Below are 16,478 nucleotides of genomic sequence, written 5' to 3' on the forward strand. Positions count from 1 at the left end.
TCCGGAAGTGCCTACCGTGAATGCATGGACCAGTTCACGATCCCGCGCCCCGGAGGCGGCGACATCGTCGACCTCATCACCGACGACCACCGCCTCCTCGAGGACCTCATGCGCGCCCTGCGTGACGAGACGGCCGACCGAGCCGCGGCCCGGGCATCCTTCGCGGAGGTGCTGGTCGCCCACAGCATCGCCGAGGAGGAGTCGGTTTACCCCCGGCTGCGGAGGAAGGACGTCATCGAGGAGGACGAGGCGGACGAGGGCGAGGAGGAGCACGCCGCGACGAACGAGTGCCTGCTGCGGCTGCTGCGCGCCGACGTCTCGGCGACGGAGGACTTCGAGTCCGCCGTCGAGCTGGTGGCCCAGATCCTGAACCATCACATCAACGAGGAGGAGATCTCCATCCTCAACCCGGCACAGACCGAGACGCCGCGCGACGTGCGTGAGCAGCTCGGTGCTGCCTGGACCGCCCGCCGCAACCAGCTGCTCGACGAGGGCTGCGCCTCGAGAGAGCAGGTCCAGCAGCTGGTCGACGCCGCCTACGAGGACGGCCTGCTGCCCAACGACGACCAGCCGGAGGGCTGAGCCGCCGCCGTGGCACGATGGCCGGCATGACTTCTCGTGCGGTCTGCCCCGGCTCCTACGACCCCGTGCACGTCGGCCACGTGGACGTCTTCCGGCGGGCCGCGGAGCTCTTCGACGAGGTCGTCGTCGCGATCCTGCACAACCCGGCCAAGGCGGGCACCTTCACCGTCGAGGAGCGGCTCGGGTTCGTCCGTGAGCAGGTGGCGGACCTGGACAATGTGCGGGTGGAGTCCTTCGCGAACCGGCTGATCGTCGACGTGTGCACCGAGCTGGACGCTGGGGCGATGGTCAAGGGCCTGCGCGGCGAGACCGACTTCTCCTTCGAGTGGCCGATGGCGCTGATGAACCGGCACCTGACCGGCGTGGAGACCGTCTTCCTGCCGGGCGACCCCCGCCACGAGCACATCTCGTCCTCCCTCGTGAAGGAGGTCGCCCGCTTCGGGGGCGACGTCACGGGCCTCGTGACCGACGAGGTGCGGGACGCGCTCGTCGCGCGGCTGGCGCAGGGCTGAGCGCAACGGGTGGTCCCTGAGGTGCGAGGCCGCCCCGCGGCAGAGCCTCGAAGGGTGGTCCCTGAGGTGCGAGGCCGCCCCGCGGCAGAGCCTCGAAGGGCACCCGTTTGGGGCGGAGGGCGCCGAACCGGTAGTCTTGCCGGTCGGTCCATGTCGTGATGTCGTGGGCCGTCCTCTCGTCGGAGACTGGAGTCATGGACCGCAACACCCCCGCCTCGCCCCTGGTGCTGGATGCCAAGGAAGTGGGCCGTCGTCCCGGGGTGATGCGGGAGCTGAACTTCACCGCCGGCGCGCCGGCCGACTTCGGCACGGACGTCATCGGTGTCCCGGAGGGCCAGTCCATGGACCTCGGGGTGCGGATGGAGTCCGTGCACGAGGGCGTGCTGGTCACGGGGACGGTCTCGGCCACGGCGAAGGGGGCCTGCGTGCGGTGCCTGGACGAGATCGACCTGCCGGTCGAGACCACCTTCCAGGAGCTGTTCGTCTGGCCCGATCGGGCGAAGCACCATCGCGAGGTGGACGCCGAGTCCGACGAGGAGGAGCACTTCATCGAGGACGATCGGATCGACCTCGAGCCGGTGCTGCGGGACGCGGTTGTGCCGAACCTGCCCTTCCAACCGGTGTGCCGGGAGGACTGCCCGGGCCTGTGCTCCCAGTGCGGAGCACGGCTCGAGGACGACCCGGAGCACCATCACGAGCAGATCGACCCCCGGTGGGCGGCGCTCGAGGCACTACAGCCTCTGGTCGACCGGCCGGGGACAGAGAACGACGAAGAGAAGAGGAACTGACGTGGCCGTCCCGAAGCGGAAGCTGTCGCGCTCGAACACCCGTAGCCGTCGCGCCAACTGGAAGGCGACCCCGGCGGCGCTCTCGACCTGCCCGCAGTGCAAGTCCCCGGCGCCGTCGCACATGGCCTGCCCCAGCTGCGGCACCTACAAGGGTCGCTACTACGCGACCGCGGACCGCACCGAGCACCAGTCCTGACCCGCCGCTCGCCGTGAGCGGACGAGCGAAGGCCGAGGAGCAGCGACCCGTCACCGGTCTGCTCGGTTACCTCGACAAGGTGACCGGGGAGAGCACCGACGAGTCGCTGCTCACGCGTGCCCTGACGCACCGCTCGTACTCCTACGAGCACGGCGGACTGCCGCACAACGAGCGCCTGGAGTTCCTTGGGGACTCGGTGCTCGGACTCGTGGTCACCGACCACCTCTTCGGCGCCCACCCCGACATCAGCGAAGGGGAGCTGGCCAAGCTGCGCGCAGCCGTGGTCAACATGCGTGCCCTGGCCGCCGTCGGACGGGAGATCGACCTGGGCTCCTACATCCGGCTCGGGCGCGGTGAGCTCACGACCGGCGGCCGGGAGAAGGCCTCGATCCTCGCCGACACCGTCGAGGCGGTCATCGGTGCCGTCTACCGGTCGACACCCGAGCCCCGGGGCCTGGCGGCCGCAGGCCGGTTGGTCCACGCCCTGCTCGACGAACGGATGGTGGCCGCCGCCGGGATGGGGGCCGGGCTGGACTGGAAGACCTCGCTGCAGGAGGTCGCCGCCGCCGCGGACCTCACCTCCCCCTGGTACCGGACCACCGCCGAAGGACCGGACCACGACAAGACCTTCACCGCCGAGGCCGTCGTCGGTGACGAGGTGCGCGGCGTGGCCACCGGGGGCACCAAGAAGGACGCCGAGCAGCAGGCCGCCGCGATCGCCTACGAGGCGTTGTCCTCGCAGGGCGCGGCGGCGAAGGGGGCCGACGCGGCCCCCACGACGGACTGAGGTGCCCGAGCTCCCCGAGGTCGAGGTCGTCCGCCGCGGCCTGGCCGAGCACGCCGGCGGTCGCACGATCGCGACGGTCCGGCTCACTGGTCCGCGGGTCGCCCGCCGTCACGCACCCGGGCCCCGGGACCTCGAGGACCGCCTTGCCGGACGCGCCATCACCGGCGCGCACCGCCGTGGCAAGTACCTCTGGCTCGCCCTGGGCGGTGCGCCGGACGCGGAGCCGGACGAGGCGCTCATCGTCCACCTCGGCATGAGCGGGCAGCTGCTCGTCAGCGAGGCGGGGGCCCCCGAGGCACGCCACACCCACGCCCGGGTGGGCTTCACCGACGCGGGTGCCGAGCTGCGCTTCGTCGACCAGCGGACCTTCGGTGGGCTGGCGCTGGCCGACCTCGTCGACGGGCTCCCCACCACCGTCGCGCACATCGCGCGCGACCCCTTCGACCCCGACTTCGACCGGCAGGCGACGATCCGGGACGTCAAGCGCCGCCGCAGCGGCATCAAGCGGGTGCTGCTGAACCAGACCGTGGTCTCCGGTATCGGCAACATCTACGCCGACGAGGCGCTGTGGCGGGCCGGCATCCACGGCGAGCGGCTCGCCTCCTCCCTCACCAAGCCCGCGATCGGCCGGCTGCTCGACAACGCGAAGGACGTCATGGCCGAGGCCCTGGTGCAGGGTGGGACGAGCTTCGACTCGCTCTACGTCAACGTCAACGGTGCCTCGGGAACTCTACACCTCGACTTCAATGTCCAAGGGCGTGAGGGGCAGCCTTGCAAGCGCTGCGGAACTCTTATCGTGCGCGAGCGGTCCATGAACCGTTCGAGCCATTTTTGCCTCGTCTACCAGCGGAAACGTTGGTCGATGCCGGGTACTCGCAACGCCGCCGTTCGGTCGTACGGCTGGCTTCGACTCACTGCACATCAATGCGAACCGTCTCGACAGGCTGCTCGAGATGTAGGGGTGTATGGGCGGGTTCGAAGCGGGGCGCTCGAGGAAGGGAAACGGCCTGGCGGAACTCTCGTGCTGAGATTGGGGATTACGGACGATGCCTGAGCTCCCTGAAGTCGAAGTCGTGCGTCGAGGACTCGACGATCACGTCTGCGGTCGAACGGTTGCCTCGGCGGTCATTCTGCATCCACGGGCCGTGCGTCGGCACATGGCCGGTCCTCAGGATCTCGCTGCACGAATGATCGGTGCGACGATCACGGGGACTGCGCGTCGTGGCAAGTACCTCTGGCTGATCCTGGATGATCGGGACGCGCTGCTCATGCATCTGGGGATGAGCGGGCAGATGCTCGTCACGCCGTCGGATGCCGCGACCGGCCCGCACGAGCGGGCGCGGTTTACCTTCACCGATGGCGGGAACGATCTGCGCTTCGACGATCAACGCACTTTCGGCCATGTGATGTACGACGAGGGTGGAGCCGTGCTGCCATCGGCGATTGCACATATCGCGCGTGATCCTCTCGACCCGCAGTTCGATCAAGCCGCGGTGGTCGCGCGGATCAAGACCAGACGTGCTGGGATCAAACGCGCGTTGCTGGATCAGGCGCTGGTATCGGGCATCGGGAACATCTACGCCGACGAGGCGCTCTGGACTGCCAAGGTGCACGGCGAAACGGCCGGGTCCTCGCTGACCAAGCCGAGGATCTCGGCGGTGATCGATGCTGCGCGCGATGTCATGGCCGCGGCACTCGCCCAAGGCGGAACCTCGTTCGATTCGCTCTATGTAGATGTGGCAGGCAGCAGCGGATACTTTTCCCGCAGTCTGAACGTGTACGGGCTTGCGGGGCATCCGTGCACGCGCTGTGGCACCCGGATCGTGCGGGAACAGTTCATGAACCGCTCGAGCCACTTGTGCCCGGGCTGCCAGCGAATCCGGTAGCCGAGCGCCACAGCACGCCGGTGCACTGAGAGCTCTTCCAGTTGACGAGTGCTGTGCTGACGGCTCGGGTACGTCGGCGACTTCTTAGTGAGACCTTGCAGTCGCCCCGTGGGGAAGACCCACCTGCTCCGGCGTGACCTCGCCTCGGCGGGACAGCAGAAACTCGCGCGTCTCTCGCCGATTGTCCATGTGGCCACGATACGACGTGCCGTCCCACGCCCAGCAATGCCCCACTGATACACCCCTCGCCGGAGACGCCTCCGCATGCCCTGAGACAGGTCTCCTGGAACTGACCGCTTCCATAGGAGGAGTGCCCTACATCGCTACCCAGCAGGTTCAAGCCGCACGCCCTTCGATATCGCCAGAGTGGCGTCGTTCGCTATTGCGCACATTGGCCTCGCTGAGCAGCTCACCGGCTGTGGCTGCTATGGCCTGGCCCCGAATGAACCGTCCTGGGTCTCGTCAGATCTCTCTGCGTGCTATAAGACCAAAAGTCGCCGGCGAACGGCGATCCACCCTTCAGCAACGCGCCTTAGGATGGGTCTCGCCCCACGGCCGGCCCCAATCTTCGGGTGAGACCACGTGGTGGAGTTCCGTAGCGAACTAAGCCCCGGTGGACGGAGGTAGTTGGCGTGGAGTCAACTCATGCTGCTGCACGGCCCCACGTTATCGAGACTACTCAGTCCTGCCTGCGCTCAACGTAGCCGCCATCCCTGACCTCCTGTGACACCGCCGCCCAGTCCTCGGGGTGCGAGATCGGCAGGAGTCTGAATCGCCCCGGGTCTGTTAGAGACTCGCAAGTGCCGCGCCAGCAGGTGCCGGCACGGGGTGGTTCTGATAGTAATGGACTTCCTCGAACTCGATCGGAGGGACCATTCCGATCTCGCCGTGGAGTCGACGGTGATTGAACCAGTCGATGTACTCGGCAGTCGCGAACTCGAGCTCGTCGATGCTCTTCCACGGCCCGCGGTTGCGGACCAGCTCGGCCTTGAACAACGAGTTGAACGCCTCGGCCAGCGCGTTGTCATACGAATCCCCAGTCGAGCCGACTGAAGCAGCCGCCCCAGCCTCGGCCAACCGCTGGGTGTAGCGCACCGCGAGGTACTGAACACCCTTATCGCTGTGATGAGTCAGATCCGCGAGGTCCCGTCCCTGGCGTTGGCGTGTCCAGATGCCCATCTCCAGCGCGTCCAGAGCGAGATCGGTCCGCAGCGACTTCGACAGCTGCCAGCCGACCACGCGGCGGGAGAACACATCGACGACGAAGGCGGCGTACACCCACCCGGCGAAGGTCCTGCAGTAGGTGGGGGCACCTCCCGCTTGCGGGGGAATGTCAGCGACCCACAACTGGTCCGGAGCCGTGGCGGTGAAGTCTCGCTGGACCAGATCAGCACGTGTATCCGGCGCACTGCCGCCGATCGTGGTGCGTGGCCCCTTCGCTCGGCTGATCCCTCGCAGACCCTCAGCACGCATGAGACGCTCGATGGTGCATCGAGTCACCGGGATCCCTTCACGGCGCAGCTGTGCGTGGATCTTCCGCGCACCGTAGACGCCGAGGTTCTCCGCATGCACCCGGTGGATCTCGACCAGCAGCTGCTCGTCTCGCAGAGAGCGGGCCGAGGGCGGGCGGGACTTGGCGGCGTAGTAGGTGCTCGGCGCGATCTGCGTCCCGGCTGCGGTCAGCGTCCTGCAGATCGGCTCGACGCCGAACTGGTGCTTGTGGCTGTCGATGTAGTCGATGATCAGCGCTGTGGGCGGTCGAGCTCCGCTGACGAATTAAGCCGAGGCCGACCGCAGGATCGCGTTGGCACGGCGCAGTTCGCGCACTTCCTTCTCCAGCTCGCTCACGCGTTGGGCTTCGCTGGTCGTGGTGCCGGGACGGTGGCCTTCGTCGATCTCGGCCTGCTGGACCCAATTGCGCAGAGTCTGAAGGATTGATCTCGAGCTGCTCACCTACTCGGCGGAACGTCCCCGGCCTGGTGGCCGGGTCGCGTCGTGCTTCCATCGCCATCCTGGTGGCGCGGTCCCGAAGCTCGTCAGGTACTTCCTCGGTGCTGCCATGCTCTTCATCCTTCCGTGGAATCAGAGCCTCCACCAGACCCGGGGCGATTCAGGTGATCCGCAAGCCCCTGCGCGCCAGGGGCATCACAGCCCACATCCTCGAGCCCGAGGACCAGAAAGGTCACCGGCTGCGGCGCGGATCAGCCGGCGGGCGGCTGCCGAACGTCGATCCGGACGCCTATCGCGGCCGCAATGTCGTCGAACGCCGCTACAGCCGAATCAAGCAGTGGCGGGCTCGCGACCCGCTATGACAAGCACGCTCTGACCTATCGGGCTGCTGCGGTGCTTAACGCGGTGATCGCGTGGACCGCACATTTGTCAGGCATGCCCTAATTCAGGCCTGGCCCTTTGCCGGAGTGCTGACGAATACGACGCCGTGTAGGCGGTGTGGGCGGCGAGAACAGCCGTCACGGCGAGCACGGCGACGCTCAAGGCAATCACCGGCAGGTGATCGATCAGCAGCATCGCGGCGATCGTGATCACCACCAGCACGGCCGCTGCGATGAACCGGGACCGCGCGAGGCGTCCGAAGCGGGACCGGAGGAACAACAGGTTCCCTGCCAGGTAGACGAGCGGACCTGCTGCAGTCACGAGAACGATGGCGGGCGTGAGGTGGTCGTGGGAGAGCCGCAGCTCGATGGAGACGGCGACGAGGATCGCGCCCATGACCATGAAGGCATGCGCATAGGCATAGGCCGATCGGAGGGCCCCGGTTGACGAGTCCGCGCCGTGGGTCTCGGGGCCGGCAAGGGCGAAGTAGTTCCACCAGAGTACGAACAGGGACGCGAAGCCGACGAGCATGCTCAGGGCGAGCGACGCAGTGAGCTGGCCGTGGGAGACGATGGTGCCGCCCATGAGCAGGATGGACTCGCCCAGGGCGATGATGAAGACGAGACGGTTGCGCTCGGCCAGGTGCTCGGCGTCCGTGTCCCACTGGTGCATAGGGGCTGCGCCGATGCCGGGGATCCGGTAGTGGGCCAGCGGGGCCGCGTAGTCGATGAGCACCGCGATCAGCCACAGACCCAGCCGCCACTCGAGGGGCAGTGCCGCACCGAGGACCCAGAAGATGCCGGCCAGCAGGGTCCACAGCAGCAGCATGCGGTAGTTGGCTGCGAGCTGGTGCCCGCGGTAGGCGATCATCATGAAGCCCGGACGAAGGACGCCCATGAAAAGGTAGCACCCAACGAACAACCAGGCTCCGTCGCCGAACGCACTGGGGATGGCGATCGACATGCCCAATGCGGCAAGCATGAGCACCCCGGAGAGCAACTGCACAGGGGTGCGACCCGGATCCAGCCAGTTCATCGCCCAGGCGGTGTAGTTCCAGCCCCACCACACCGCGGCGAACACCACGATGGTCTGGGCAGCGCCCTCCCAGGAAAGGTGCTCGATGAGCAAGTGCGAGAGCTGAATGATGGCGAAGACATAGACCAGGTCGAAGAACAGCTCGACAGGGCCGACCTCGGATCGACGGTGCCCGGCGCGGGCGAGTGGGACGGCAGTCATGGTTGACGAACCTCGCATGTGGGTGTCGTGCGTGAGTATCGAACGCGGCAGCACTGAGCGGGCGTCCATCTGGCTGGACGCCCGCTCGAGATGCAGGTGCCGACGGCTCAGCCTTCGCGGATCGTCATCTTCGCGAGCTTGTCGCCGTGGACGTCGAAAACGAACCTCGACCGACCGTTAGCGTGGTTTGACCGCCAGTCGCCGATGACGGTGACCGTGTCGCCGGCGGTGTCTACTTCCTCGACGGTGAGGGTGCCGTGGGATCCGATGAACTCCTTGTCGCTCCATGCCTTGATCTGCTCGCGCCCGGTGAAGGTGCGCCCCCAGTCGTCTACAGCCCCGTCAGGGGCGAAGGCGTCCAGGAAGGCCTGTTCGTCGTGCCTGTTGACGGCAGCGAGGAACGAGGCCACGGGTTCGGGGATGGTGGGTGCTGCCATGAAGTGCTCCTCTGTGCGTGGCGTCGAGCTCAGCGGGTGGTGTAGCCGCCGTTGGCGAAGATCGTCTGACCGGTGATCCACCAGCCCTCGGAGGCGAGGAATCGGACGATCGGGGCGATGTCCTCGATCTTAGTGAGCTGGTTCCCCATGGCCTGGGACTTGTGGAACTCCACGCGCTCGGGCGTCTCCTGCGGGTAGAAGAAGGGCGTGTCCATCGGGCCGGGGGCCACGGCGGTGACCGAGATGCCGCGATCGGCGAACTCCTTGGCCGCAGCACGGGTGAAGTGCTCCACCGGAGCCTTGCCACCGGCGTAGGTGGAGTAGCCGTCGGTGAACGCGGCCAGCAGGGCGGTGACGATGGTGATGATCTTGCCACCGTCGGCGAGGTTCTTCCCGGCCTCCTGGATGAAGAAGTACGCGGCCTTGGAGTTGATGTCGAACATCGAGTCGTACTCGTCCTCGGTGGTCTCCACGATCGGCTTGCGCAGCACCTTGCCAGCCGCGTTCACCGCGACGTCGATCTTCCCCAGGGCTGCCTCCGCGTCGGCGAACAGGCGGGCCACGTTCGCGGGGACCGTGAGGTCTCCCTGGAAGATCGCGCCCTTGCCTCCTGCGGCCTCGACCGCGGCGAGGGTCTGCTCCGCGTCGGCGCGGCTGGAGTCGGAGTTGTAGTGGATCGCGACGTTCGCGCCGGCCTCGGCCGCCTGGCGGGCGATCAGCCCGCCGAGGTTCTTCGCGCCGCCCCCGATCAGAACGTTCTTGTCCTTGAGTGTGTGCTCAGCCATGAGTCTCCCTCTGTATCGTCAGTATGCAAGAGTATCTCTCTGATACATGAGCTAAAGTAGCATCATGACAGGAACACCGACAAGCGATACACGCGAGCGGCTCATCGCCGCGGCGGCCGACCTCATCGCTGCCTCACCTGGCGAGGAGTTCTCCCTGCGCGCGGTGTGCGACGCAGTCGGGGTGAAGATGCCGACGCTCTACCACTTCTTCGGGTCCAAGCAAGGGCTGATCGACGCAGTCATCGAGCGCGGGTTCGATCTATACCTGGGCGAGAAGTCGTCGATGGAGTCCTCCGGCGACCCGATCCAGGACATCCGTGCCGGCTGGGACGCTCACGTCGCCTTCGGCCTGGCCAACCCCGGTTTCTACACCCTCATGTACGGCAAGGTCCGCCCCGGGCACTCCCCCGAAGCGCAGTCGCGTCCCAGCGAGATCCTGCGTGGACTCACGGTTAGGGCGGCCGAGCAGGGCAGGCTCGCCGTCCCCTCCGAGCAGGCGGCCGCGCACATCCTCGTGACCAACATCGGCGTCACATTGCGTCAGATCATCCTGGCAAGCCCTGATCCAGCGTTGTCCCGCGCCGTCCGCGAGGGTGCAATCACAGCTATCACCGGTACAGGAACGCAGCTGGACAACCCTCTTGCCGCCGCGATCGAGCTCGCCGCGTCCCGTCCGGAGGTCCTGGGCAGGTCCGAGACGCAGCTACTCATCGAGTGGCTCGGCAGACTGAGCCGGTGCGTCGAGACGCCGTCGTAGGCGAATTCGACGACTCGAGTTCTACAACGGCTACGCGTCGCGCTTAGTGAAGTGGAGCGTCGCGGGAACGACGGCTGTCAGGTTCCAGGCAACGGCGACGAGCCAGCACACGACGGCCGGGGGGTCGCGTCGGGAGCGACGCTCGAGCGGATCCGGGTCCCAGTTGGCCGGGGACGGTCACGGAGCCGACCTGATTGGGTGATGGCAGACAAAGGGTATCCGTCGAAGGCGAATCGTGCATGGCTGCCGGGAGCGCGGCATCGCCGCGACGATTCCCGAACGAGATGACCAGGTCGCCCACCGACGAAAGAAGCGCGGTTGCCCGATCGACTTCGGCGACGAGCAACGCTCGCGCACCGCGGCCGTAACGTTGTCGAGCGATGTTTCAACAAGCTCAAGCAGTGGCGCGGCATCGCGATGCGCTCAGACAAGAAGGCACGGAACTACCATTCCGGCGTGTGCCTGGCTGCGACTCTCCAGTGGTTGTAGTTCGGCCAGGGGTCTGCTGAGGGTTCGGTTGACTTCCTGACTGCTCGAGCGAGCAGAGAGGATAGTCACTATGCCGAAGATCTACTCCGAGGAGTTCAAGGCCACCGCACTGGAGCTCCTCGATTCCGGGATGACTCAGCAACAGGTCTGCGAAGATCTGGGACTGTCGAAGTCGACCCTGCAGCTATGGGTGAAGAACCGCAGGATGACCCAGCACGGTTTCGAACCGTCCGAGACGGTCGAAGATCGCGCTGAGCCGACCAGGATGCTCCAGCGCATCCGCGAGCTCGAGCAGGAGAACAAGGTCCTGCGTGAAGCCGCGGCCTATCTCTCGCAGGCGAACCTGAAGATCGGCCAGGCCCGCCCAAAATGATGTACCCGCTGTGTCGGCGACCTTGCCGCCGCCGGAGTCCCGGTGACGGTGACCTGTCGGGTACTGGGCTTCTCCAAACAGGCCTTCTACAAATGGAACGCCGCCCCGGTCGCCGCAAGGGACCTGGAAGAGGCGCATCTGCTCAATACCGCCTATGACATCCACGCCGACGACCCGGAGTTCGGCCACCGGTTCATCGCCGACGAGCTCACCGCCGCCGGCTATCTGGTCTCGGAACGACGAGTCTGGCGGCTGTGCTCGCAGGAGAGGATCTTCTCGTCCACCCAGCGCAGGTCCCGGTCCACGACGAAGAAGGCTGGCCCTGCGGTCACCGACGATCTGGTCCACCGCGAGTTCACCGCCGAAGCTCCGAATCGGCTGTGGCTGACCGACATCACCGAGCACCGCACTGCTGAAGGCACGCTGTATCTCTGCGCGGTCAAGGATGTCTTCTCCAACCGGATCGTCGGCTATGCGCTTGATCGGAGGATGAAGTCCGCGCTGGCGGTGGCCGCGATCGAGGATGCCGTTGCTCGCCGCGGTCGCAACGCGGTCATCGGCTGTGTGGTCCATTCGGATCGAGGCAGTCAGTTCAGATCACGGAAGTACCAGCGCACGCTGGCGGCCCATCGGCTGGCCGGGTCGATGGGCCGAGTCGGTGCTGCCGGGGACAACGCGGCGATGGAGAGCTTCTTCTCCACGTTGGTCAAGAACGTGCTGAACACGCGGTCCTGGGATTCTCGGGATCAGCTGCGCAGGCGGATCATCCACTGGATCGAGCGGACCTATCACCGGCGTCGTCGTCAGCGCCGGCTTGGGAAACTGACTCCGATCGAATACGAGACCGTCTACGCTCAAGACGTCGCGTTGGCGGCGTGAACTACGGAGTCAACCGAACCCTCAGCAGACCCGAGAAGAGAAAAAGATCAGGGTCGGCGCACCGCGTAAACGTTTGACGCGGGGGACGATCACGGGGCAGTTGCCCGAGCTCTCCTGGACCGCTTGTTGCGCCGCCCTCACTCGAGCCGTCGCTGTGGTCGTCTCCACACGAGCACGGCGATCATCAGAGCGAGGATGACGGAGGTGAGTGCGAAGGGAATCGGGATGACCGGGTCGATGAGCACGGCGAGGCCAGCGAGCGGTACGGCGACGTTGACCCAAATATCACCGTGGGGCCTGATCGCCAGTGCCCAGACACCGATGACGAAGACGGCGACCGGAACGGTGTAGGCGAACGAAGCCAGTGGTGGGTGGAGCTCGCCGTGGCCGGCGAGGACGCCGATCTCGATCTCGATGCCAGCTGAGAGCGCACCGGCTGCGGCGAAGATGAGATAGTGCCCGTAGCCGTAGGCCAGCGAGCTGGCGAAGGATCGGATGGCGTGGTGGTGCGGCGGCCAGAAGTAGAGCCACCAGAGGGATGCGGTGGTGATCAGGGTGAGCGCGGCCAGGGAGATGAGCGGAGCCGGGTCCTTCGTGTGGCCGAGGGCCTCGACGATGGCGTTGGCCGATCCGAGCAGGCTCTCGCCGAGCAGGATGAGGACGAAGAGTCCGTATCGCTCGGTGATGTGGTGCGGGTGCCACGGGGTGTTGCCGATGCGTTCGGCGATGATCGGGACCGCGATCTCAGCGCCGATCATGATGACCTGCGCGATCTGGAAGGCCGGTGAGGGGAGTAGGAGGGTGATGAGCCAGAGGGCTTGCACCACGGCGATCCCGGTGGCGTAGGACCAGGCCGCGCGACCGGCGACCCCGCCTGATCGGGTCGCGCGCAGCCACTGCGCGACCATCGCCAGCCGCATCACGACGTAGCCGATGATCAGCACGGTGAAGTCGTAGCGCTCGAACACCGCCGGGATGCCCGAGGCGAAGACCAGCACGCCGCCCATCTGCAGGATGGTGAGCACCCGGTAGAGCCAGTCGTCGTTGTCGAAGGAGGTGGCGAACCAGGAGAAGTTCATCCAGGCCCACCAGATCCCGAAGAAGACGATCGCGTAGTCGAGGATGCCCTGCCCTACGTGACCTTCGGCCAGCGCGTGGTGCAGCTGGACCGAGGCGATGCTGACGGCGACGACGAACACCAGGTCGAAGAAGAGCTCCAGCGTCGACGCTGCCCGCCCCTGCTCGTGAGGGTCGCGGGGGCGCATTGGGATGAGCCGGGCGCGGCCAGTGGTCCGGAGCGGGCGCGGAGCACCTTGCTGGGCCTCGGGCATGGGTCGTCCTTTCGCGAGGTCTGTGGGCGGAAGCGCCCGCACCCTGGGCCGAGCCAGTCCGGCCCGGCCCAGGGTGCAGGTGCCGTTGGTCAGGCGCTGTGCGGGGTGAAGACTCCGCGGAAGCGCATCTTGCCGGTGGAGAGCCGGTCGTAGGCCTCGGTGGCCTGATCGAGGGAGAAGGTCTCGGTGATCGGCTTGACCTTGCCCTTTCCGGCCAGGTCGACGACTTCTCCGAGGTAGTGCTGGCCGCCGTGCGTGGATCCGATGACCTGCTGGCGCATCATGTGGAACGGCACACCGTCCGACGAGATCGAGAACGGGCGGGTGAAGTCCAGCCCGCTGAGGACCACGCGCCCGCTCGGCCGCAGCCCGGTCATGGCGTCTTCAGCGGTGTCGAAGGCGTTGGTGGTGACCAGCAGGAGGTCTGCGCCGCCGAGGTCGGCCAGCTCCTGGCCGTTGGCGACGACGTGGTCCGCGCCCAGCTGCTTTGCGAGGTCGTGCTTGTCTGGCGAGTGCGTGATCGCGATCGTCTCGAAGCCCGAGGCTTTGGCCAGCTGGATGGCGACGTGCCCGAGCCCGCCGATGCCGAGGACTGCGATCCGCTCGCCCGGCCGCAGGTTCGCGTCGCGCATCCCGCTCCACGTGGTGTAGCCGGCGCACATCATCGGTGCCGCGTCGACGTAGTCGAGCTCATCGGGCAGCAGTACTGTGGCCTCGGCCGCGATCGCGATGTACTCCGCGTGGCCGCCCTGGGCGGTGAAGCCCGTCAGCCGCGGAGCCGCGCAGTTCATGGCTGTCTGCCCTGTCAGCGGAAGCCGCTTGAGGCAGTAGTCGCACCGGCCGCAGTCCTGCTGCACCCAGGTGGTGCCGACTCGGTCACCGACCTCTCGGCCGTGCACGCCGACACCGACCTCGACGATCTCCCCGACGACTTCGTGGCCCGGCGTCTGGGGGTAGATGTCGCCGCCCGCGCCCTGCGTGGCCCACACGTCGGTGTAGCACATTCCCGATGCGTGGACCTTGACGAGCACCTGGCCGGGCTCGGCGGTGGGCATCGGGACTTCTTGGACCTGCCAGGGCTCGTTGGCTCCGGTCATGACGACTGCCTTCATGGCATTACTCCTTCTCTCGTGGTCGAGCAAAGCGTGCCGGCCACGATAGGTAACTAACTGGTTCGTGTCACGATAGTTGTCCCTGATCGGTCCGTCAATAACTGGTTAGTTACGTTCTCCTGTAAACTGGTGCCATGCCACCTGACGCGACTGCCACCAAGACCCGGATCCTCGACGCGGGCGTGATCGAGTTCGCCCAGTACGGCTTGGCTGGCGCGCGAGTCGATCGGATCGCCGAGTCCGCGTCGGCGAACAAGCGCTCCATCTACTCCCACTTCGGCAACAAGGAGGAGCTCTTCGACATCGTCGTCGCCCACGCCCTCCGGGAGCTCGTCATTGCCGTCCCCTTCGCCGCCGATGACCTCGGCGACTATGCCGGACGCATGTTCGACTACCTCCTCCAGCATCCTCAGACTCTGCGCCTGACAGTCTGGGCGCAGCTCGAGCGCTCCGTTGTCGGGAGCGAGGAGATCGAGGAGTACCGGCCCAAGGTGGCTGCCATCGCCGAGGCGCAGAAGTCCGGAGCCATCGGCAATCAGTGTGACGCCGCCGATCTGCTCGCATTTACGGTCTCGACTGCAACGTCGTGGTCGAACGCGTCTCCCGCCCTGCGCGGACTCGCCGCCGAACCCGACGGATCGGACCAGCGAATCGTCAGCCACCGGGCCGCGCTCGTCGCCGCGGTGCGCTCGATCGTAGGGTGACCTAGGGCATGTCTGAAAAATATATAGCGCCCGTCCTGCGAGACTGAGCAGATGTCGAGGTTCCAGGTGCTCTCCGATGCCCAGTGGTCGATGATCGCCGACATGCTGCCCCGCCCCACAGGCCGCAAGGGCAGGCCCTTCGCCGACGCGCGGACCATGGTCGAGGCGATCATCTACCGGTATCGGACCGGCATCGCCTGGCGCGATCTGCCCGAGGTCTTCGGTCTCTGGCAGACGGTCTGGACCTGGCACCGGCGCATGGCCGCTGACGGCACCTGGGACCGGGTGCTGGAGCGGCTGACCGCGGCAGCCGACGAAGCCGACCAGATCGACCGGACGGTCTCGGAGGATTCGACGATCGCTCCGCTCTACCAGAAATCGACCAATATCTGTTGCCAGGCTAAGGGGAAGGTCGAATTACACGAATCTACAGGCAGATCTGCCAGATCACGCTTCGGATCGCTCTCGCGGCGGGCCGCCAACGGAGCTACGCCACCTTGTCGACGGCCTCGGGCTGCCGCTGGTGGTGTTGCTGACTGCGGGTCAGGCCGGCGATGCGCTGATGCTGGTGTCGGTGCTGCAGCAGCTGAGAGCCGGCAGCCCGGTCGGAAGGCCGCCCGACCGGCTTGACGTGCATTGCAGCGACGAGACTGTTCCTTGCCGGCGATCTTCCGCCAGGGTGAGCCGGTTCTGTGTCGCTAATCGGCAGCCTCGACGACAGTCTCTGGATCTGCCGGCCGCCATCCGGCGGAACCTTCGCCTCGGGGAGCAGCGGGCCGATCCTCGCCCGGGTCTCGTCAGATATCTCTCGGTGTGCTATCAGGCCAGGACGCGCCGGCGAACGGCGATCCGCCCTTGGGCAACACGCCCTAGGGCGAGTCTCGGTCACGTGCCTGGCGATATAGCCTGTGACCGGACACGCCGTAGGCGGCAGGACACCCCTGCGGAACAGCGGTATATGGGCGACAGGACACCTCCATGAACGACACCTCCGACTGGTATGAAGTGCTCGGCGTAGCCACCACAGCCGACGCCACGATCATCAAGGCCGCCTACCGAGCCCGGGCGAAGAACCTGCACCCAGACTCCGCCCACGCCACAGACCAGCAGGAGTTCGCCCGCATCAACAGGGCCTACGAGATCCTCTCCGACCCGGCTAGACGTGCCGCCTACGACGCCGAACGCGAGCGGCAGGCCGCCTCGCAGACCACACCGCAGTCACCTGAAACCGGTCCTGACCCCGACGACTACGAGGACACCTGGGGTACCGAGGGCACCTGGGGGGACGAGCCC

Annotated in this window: 16 protein-coding genes, 3 pseudogenes and 1 other annotated feature; of the genes and pseudogenes, 13 read left to right on the plus strand and 6 right to left on the minus strand. The window is 66.6% G+C overall.

Going from position 1 to position 16,478, the window contains the following annotated elements:
- The first annotated feature begins 24 nt into the window (after nucleotides 1–24).
- The 7 genes from JCO01S_RS02640 (at nucleotide 25) to mutM (JCO01S_RS02670) (ending at nucleotide 4,751) form a co-directional block, all read left to right on the plus strand.
- Nucleotides 25–582, plus strand: a complete 558-nt coding sequence (locus JCO01S_RS02640; protein ID WP_068250260.1) for a hemerythrin domain-containing protein — start codon at nucleotides 25–27, stop codon at nucleotides 580–582.
- Between the two features lie 17 nt (nucleotides 583–599).
- Complete coding sequence (gene coaD, locus JCO01S_RS02645) at nucleotides 600–1,094, plus strand: pantetheine-phosphate adenylyltransferase (protein WP_068250263.1); 495 nt, start codon at nucleotides 600–602, stop codon at nucleotides 1,092–1,094.
- Nucleotides 1,095–1,288: 194 nt separating this feature from the next.
- Entirely contained in the window at nucleotides 1,289–1,882 is a 594-nt protein-coding gene (locus JCO01S_RS02650; protein ID WP_068250266.1) for a YceD family protein, read from the plus strand.
- Between the two features lies 1 nt (nucleotide 1,883).
- Entirely contained in the window at nucleotides 1,884–2,078 is a 195-nt protein-coding gene (gene rpmF, locus JCO01S_RS02655) for a 50S ribosomal protein L32 (RefSeq protein ID WP_068250269.1), read from the plus strand.
- Nucleotides 2,079–2,091: 13 nt separating this feature from the next.
- Nucleotides 2,092–2,865, plus strand: coding sequence for a ribonuclease III (rnc, locus tag JCO01S_RS02660; RefSeq protein ID WP_068250272.1), 774 nt, complete (start codon nucleotides 2,092–2,094; stop codon nucleotides 2,863–2,865).
- Between the two features lies 1 nt (nucleotide 2,866).
- The gene (gene mutM / locus JCO01S_RS02665) at nucleotides 2,867–3,919 is read left to right on the plus strand and encodes a bifunctional DNA-formamidopyrimidine glycosylase/DNA-(apurinic or apyrimidinic site) lyase (RefSeq protein WP_084342563.1); all 1,053 of its coding nucleotides are present in this window, start codon (nucleotides 2,867–2,869) and stop codon (nucleotides 3,917–3,919) included.
- Nucleotides 3,912–4,751: a bifunctional DNA-formamidopyrimidine glycosylase/DNA-(apurinic or apyrimidinic site) lyase gene (gene mutM / locus JCO01S_RS02670; protein WP_068250275.1), complete on the plus strand. Its 840-nt coding sequence runs from the start codon at nucleotides 3,912–3,914 to the stop codon at nucleotides 4,749–4,751. The genes mutM (JCO01S_RS02665) and mutM (JCO01S_RS02670) overlap by 8 nt, the downstream gene beginning before the upstream one ends.
- A 786-nt stretch (nucleotides 4,752–5,537) precedes the next feature.
- On the opposite strand, the pseudogene JCO01S_RS02675 reads toward mutM (JCO01S_RS02670), so the two are convergent.
- Nucleotides 5,538–6,762, minus strand: a pseudogene (locus tag JCO01S_RS02675) (IS3 family transposase).
- Nucleotides 6,405–6,534, minus strand: a sequence feature (AL1L pseudoknot). Its footprint overlaps the pseudogene before it by 130 nt.
- Nucleotides 6,763–6,865: 103 nt before the next feature.
- Between JCO01S_RS02675 and JCO01S_RS16475 the strand changes: the two are divergent.
- Nucleotides 6,866–7,063: a transposase gene (locus tag JCO01S_RS16475; RefSeq protein WP_169796885.1), complete on the plus strand. Its 198-nt coding sequence runs from the start codon at nucleotides 6,866–6,868 to the stop codon at nucleotides 7,061–7,063.
- A gap of 67 nt (nucleotides 7,064–7,130) precedes the next feature.
- On the opposite strand, the gene JCO01S_RS02680 is transcribed toward JCO01S_RS16475, so the two are convergent.
- The 3 genes from JCO01S_RS02680 to JCO01S_RS02690 all read right to left on the minus strand — a co-directional run bounded on the left by JCO01S_RS02680 (nucleotide 7,131) and on the right by JCO01S_RS02690 (nucleotide 9,540).
- A complete protein-coding gene (locus JCO01S_RS02680; protein WP_218002205.1) occupies nucleotides 7,131–8,318 on the minus strand; it encodes a low temperature requirement protein A in 1,188 nt (395 codons plus the stop codon).
- 107 nt (nucleotides 8,319–8,425) lie between these two features.
- Nucleotides 8,426–8,755, minus strand: a complete 330-nt coding sequence (locus tag JCO01S_RS02685; protein ID WP_068250281.1) for a nuclear transport factor 2 family protein — start codon at nucleotides 8,753–8,755, stop codon at nucleotides 8,426–8,428.
- A gap of 29 nt (nucleotides 8,756–8,784) precedes the next feature.
- Complete coding sequence (locus tag JCO01S_RS02690; protein ID WP_068250284.1) at nucleotides 8,785–9,540, minus strand: SDR family oxidoreductase; 756 nt, start codon at nucleotides 9,538–9,540, stop codon at nucleotides 8,785–8,787.
- Between the two features lie 64 nt (nucleotides 9,541–9,604).
- Here JCO01S_RS02690 and JCO01S_RS02695 point away from each other — a divergent pair, with 64 nt between their 5' ends.
- Both JCO01S_RS02695 and JCO01S_RS02705 read left to right on the plus strand, forming a co-directional pair.
- A complete protein-coding gene (locus JCO01S_RS02695) occupies nucleotides 9,605–10,297 on the plus strand; it encodes a TetR/AcrR family transcriptional regulator (protein WP_068250286.1) in 693 nt (230 codons plus the stop codon).
- A 559-nt stretch (nucleotides 10,298–10,856) separates the two neighbouring features.
- Nucleotides 10,857–12,038 (plus strand): annotated as a pseudogene (locus JCO01S_RS02705) (IS3 family transposase).
- A 137-nt stretch (nucleotides 12,039–12,175) separates the two neighbouring features.
- On the opposite strand, the gene JCO01S_RS02710 reads toward JCO01S_RS02705, so the two are convergent.
- Nucleotides 12,176–13,303: a low temperature requirement protein A gene (locus JCO01S_RS02710; protein WP_068250296.1), complete on the minus strand. Its 1,128-nt coding sequence runs from the start codon at nucleotides 13,301–13,303 to the stop codon at nucleotides 12,176–12,178.
- A gap of 155 nt (nucleotides 13,304–13,458) precedes the next feature.
- Nucleotides 13,459–14,481 carry an alcohol dehydrogenase catalytic domain-containing protein gene (locus JCO01S_RS02715; protein WP_068250299.1) on the minus strand — a complete coding sequence of 341 codons (1,023 nt, stop codon included), beginning with the start codon at nucleotides 14,479–14,481 and terminating at the stop codon, nucleotides 13,459–13,461.
- Between the two features lie 134 nt (nucleotides 14,482–14,615).
- Here JCO01S_RS02715 and JCO01S_RS02720 point away from each other — a divergent pair, with 134 nt between their 5' ends.
- The 3 genes and pseudogenes from JCO01S_RS02720 to JCO01S_RS02725 all read left to right on the plus strand — a co-directional run.
- Nucleotides 14,616–15,185, plus strand: a complete 570-nt coding sequence (locus JCO01S_RS02720; protein ID WP_068250302.1) for a TetR/AcrR family transcriptional regulator — start codon at nucleotides 14,616–14,618, stop codon at nucleotides 15,183–15,185.
- 51 nt (nucleotides 15,186–15,236) lie between these two features.
- A pseudogene (locus JCO01S_RS15320) lies at nucleotides 15,237–15,849 on the plus strand (IS5 family transposase); the annotation flags it as partial.
- Nucleotides 15,850–16,163: 314 nt separating this feature from the next.
- On the plus strand, nucleotides 16,164–16,478 hold a 315-nt coding region (locus JCO01S_RS02725), incomplete at its 3' end, for a J domain-containing protein (protein ID WP_157074447.1).

This window comes from Janibacter corallicola NBRC 107790 (genome assembly GCF_001570965.1).
In the GTDB taxonomy this organism is placed as follows: Bacteria; Actinomycetota; Actinomycetes; order Actinomycetales; family Dermatophilaceae; genus Janibacter; species Janibacter corallicola.

What these genes read in the sequence shown, in the direction of transcription:
- JCO01S_RS02640 (WP_068250260.1), top strand. Translation starts at nt 25, where the DNA reads ATGGACCAGTTCACGATCCCGCGCCCCGGAGGCGGCGACATCGTCGAC.
- coaD (WP_068250263.1), top strand. Translation starts at nt 600, where the DNA reads ATGGCCGGCATGACTTCTCGTGCGGTCTGCCCCGGCTCCTACGACCCC.
- JCO01S_RS02650 (WP_068250266.1), top strand. Translation starts at nt 1,289, where the DNA reads ATGGACCGCAACACCCCCGCCTCGCCCCTGGTGCTGGATGCCAAGGAA.
- mutM (WP_068250275.1), top strand. Translation starts at nt 3,912, where the DNA reads ATGCCTGAGCTCCCTGAAGTCGAAGTCGTGCGTCGAGGACTCGACGAT.
- JCO01S_RS02680 (WP_218002205.1), bottom strand. Translation starts at nt 8,318, where the DNA reads ATGACTGCCGTCCCACTCGCCCGCGCCGGGCACCGTCGATCCGAGGTC.
- JCO01S_RS02685 (WP_068250281.1), bottom strand. Translation starts at nt 8,755, where the DNA reads ATGGCAGCACCCACCATCCCCGAACCCGTGGCCTCGTTCCTCGCTGCC.
- JCO01S_RS02690 (WP_068250284.1), bottom strand. Translation starts at nt 9,540, where the DNA reads ATGGCTGAGCACACACTCAAGGACAAGAACGTTCTGATCGGGGGCGGC.
- JCO01S_RS02695 (WP_068250286.1), top strand. Translation starts at nt 9,605, where the DNA reads ATGACAGGAACACCGACAAGCGATACACGCGAGCGGCTCATCGCCGCG.
- JCO01S_RS02710 (WP_068250296.1), bottom strand. Translation starts at nt 13,303, where the DNA reads ATGCGCCCCCGCGACCCTCACGAGCAGGGGCGGGCAGCGTCGACGCTG.
- JCO01S_RS02715 (WP_068250299.1), bottom strand. Translation starts at nt 14,481, where the DNA reads ATGAAGGCAGTCGTCATGACCGGAGCCAACGAGCCCTGGCAGGTCCAA.
- JCO01S_RS02720 (WP_068250302.1), top strand. Translation starts at nt 14,616, where the DNA reads ATGCCACCTGACGCGACTGCCACCAAGACCCGGATCCTCGACGCGGGC.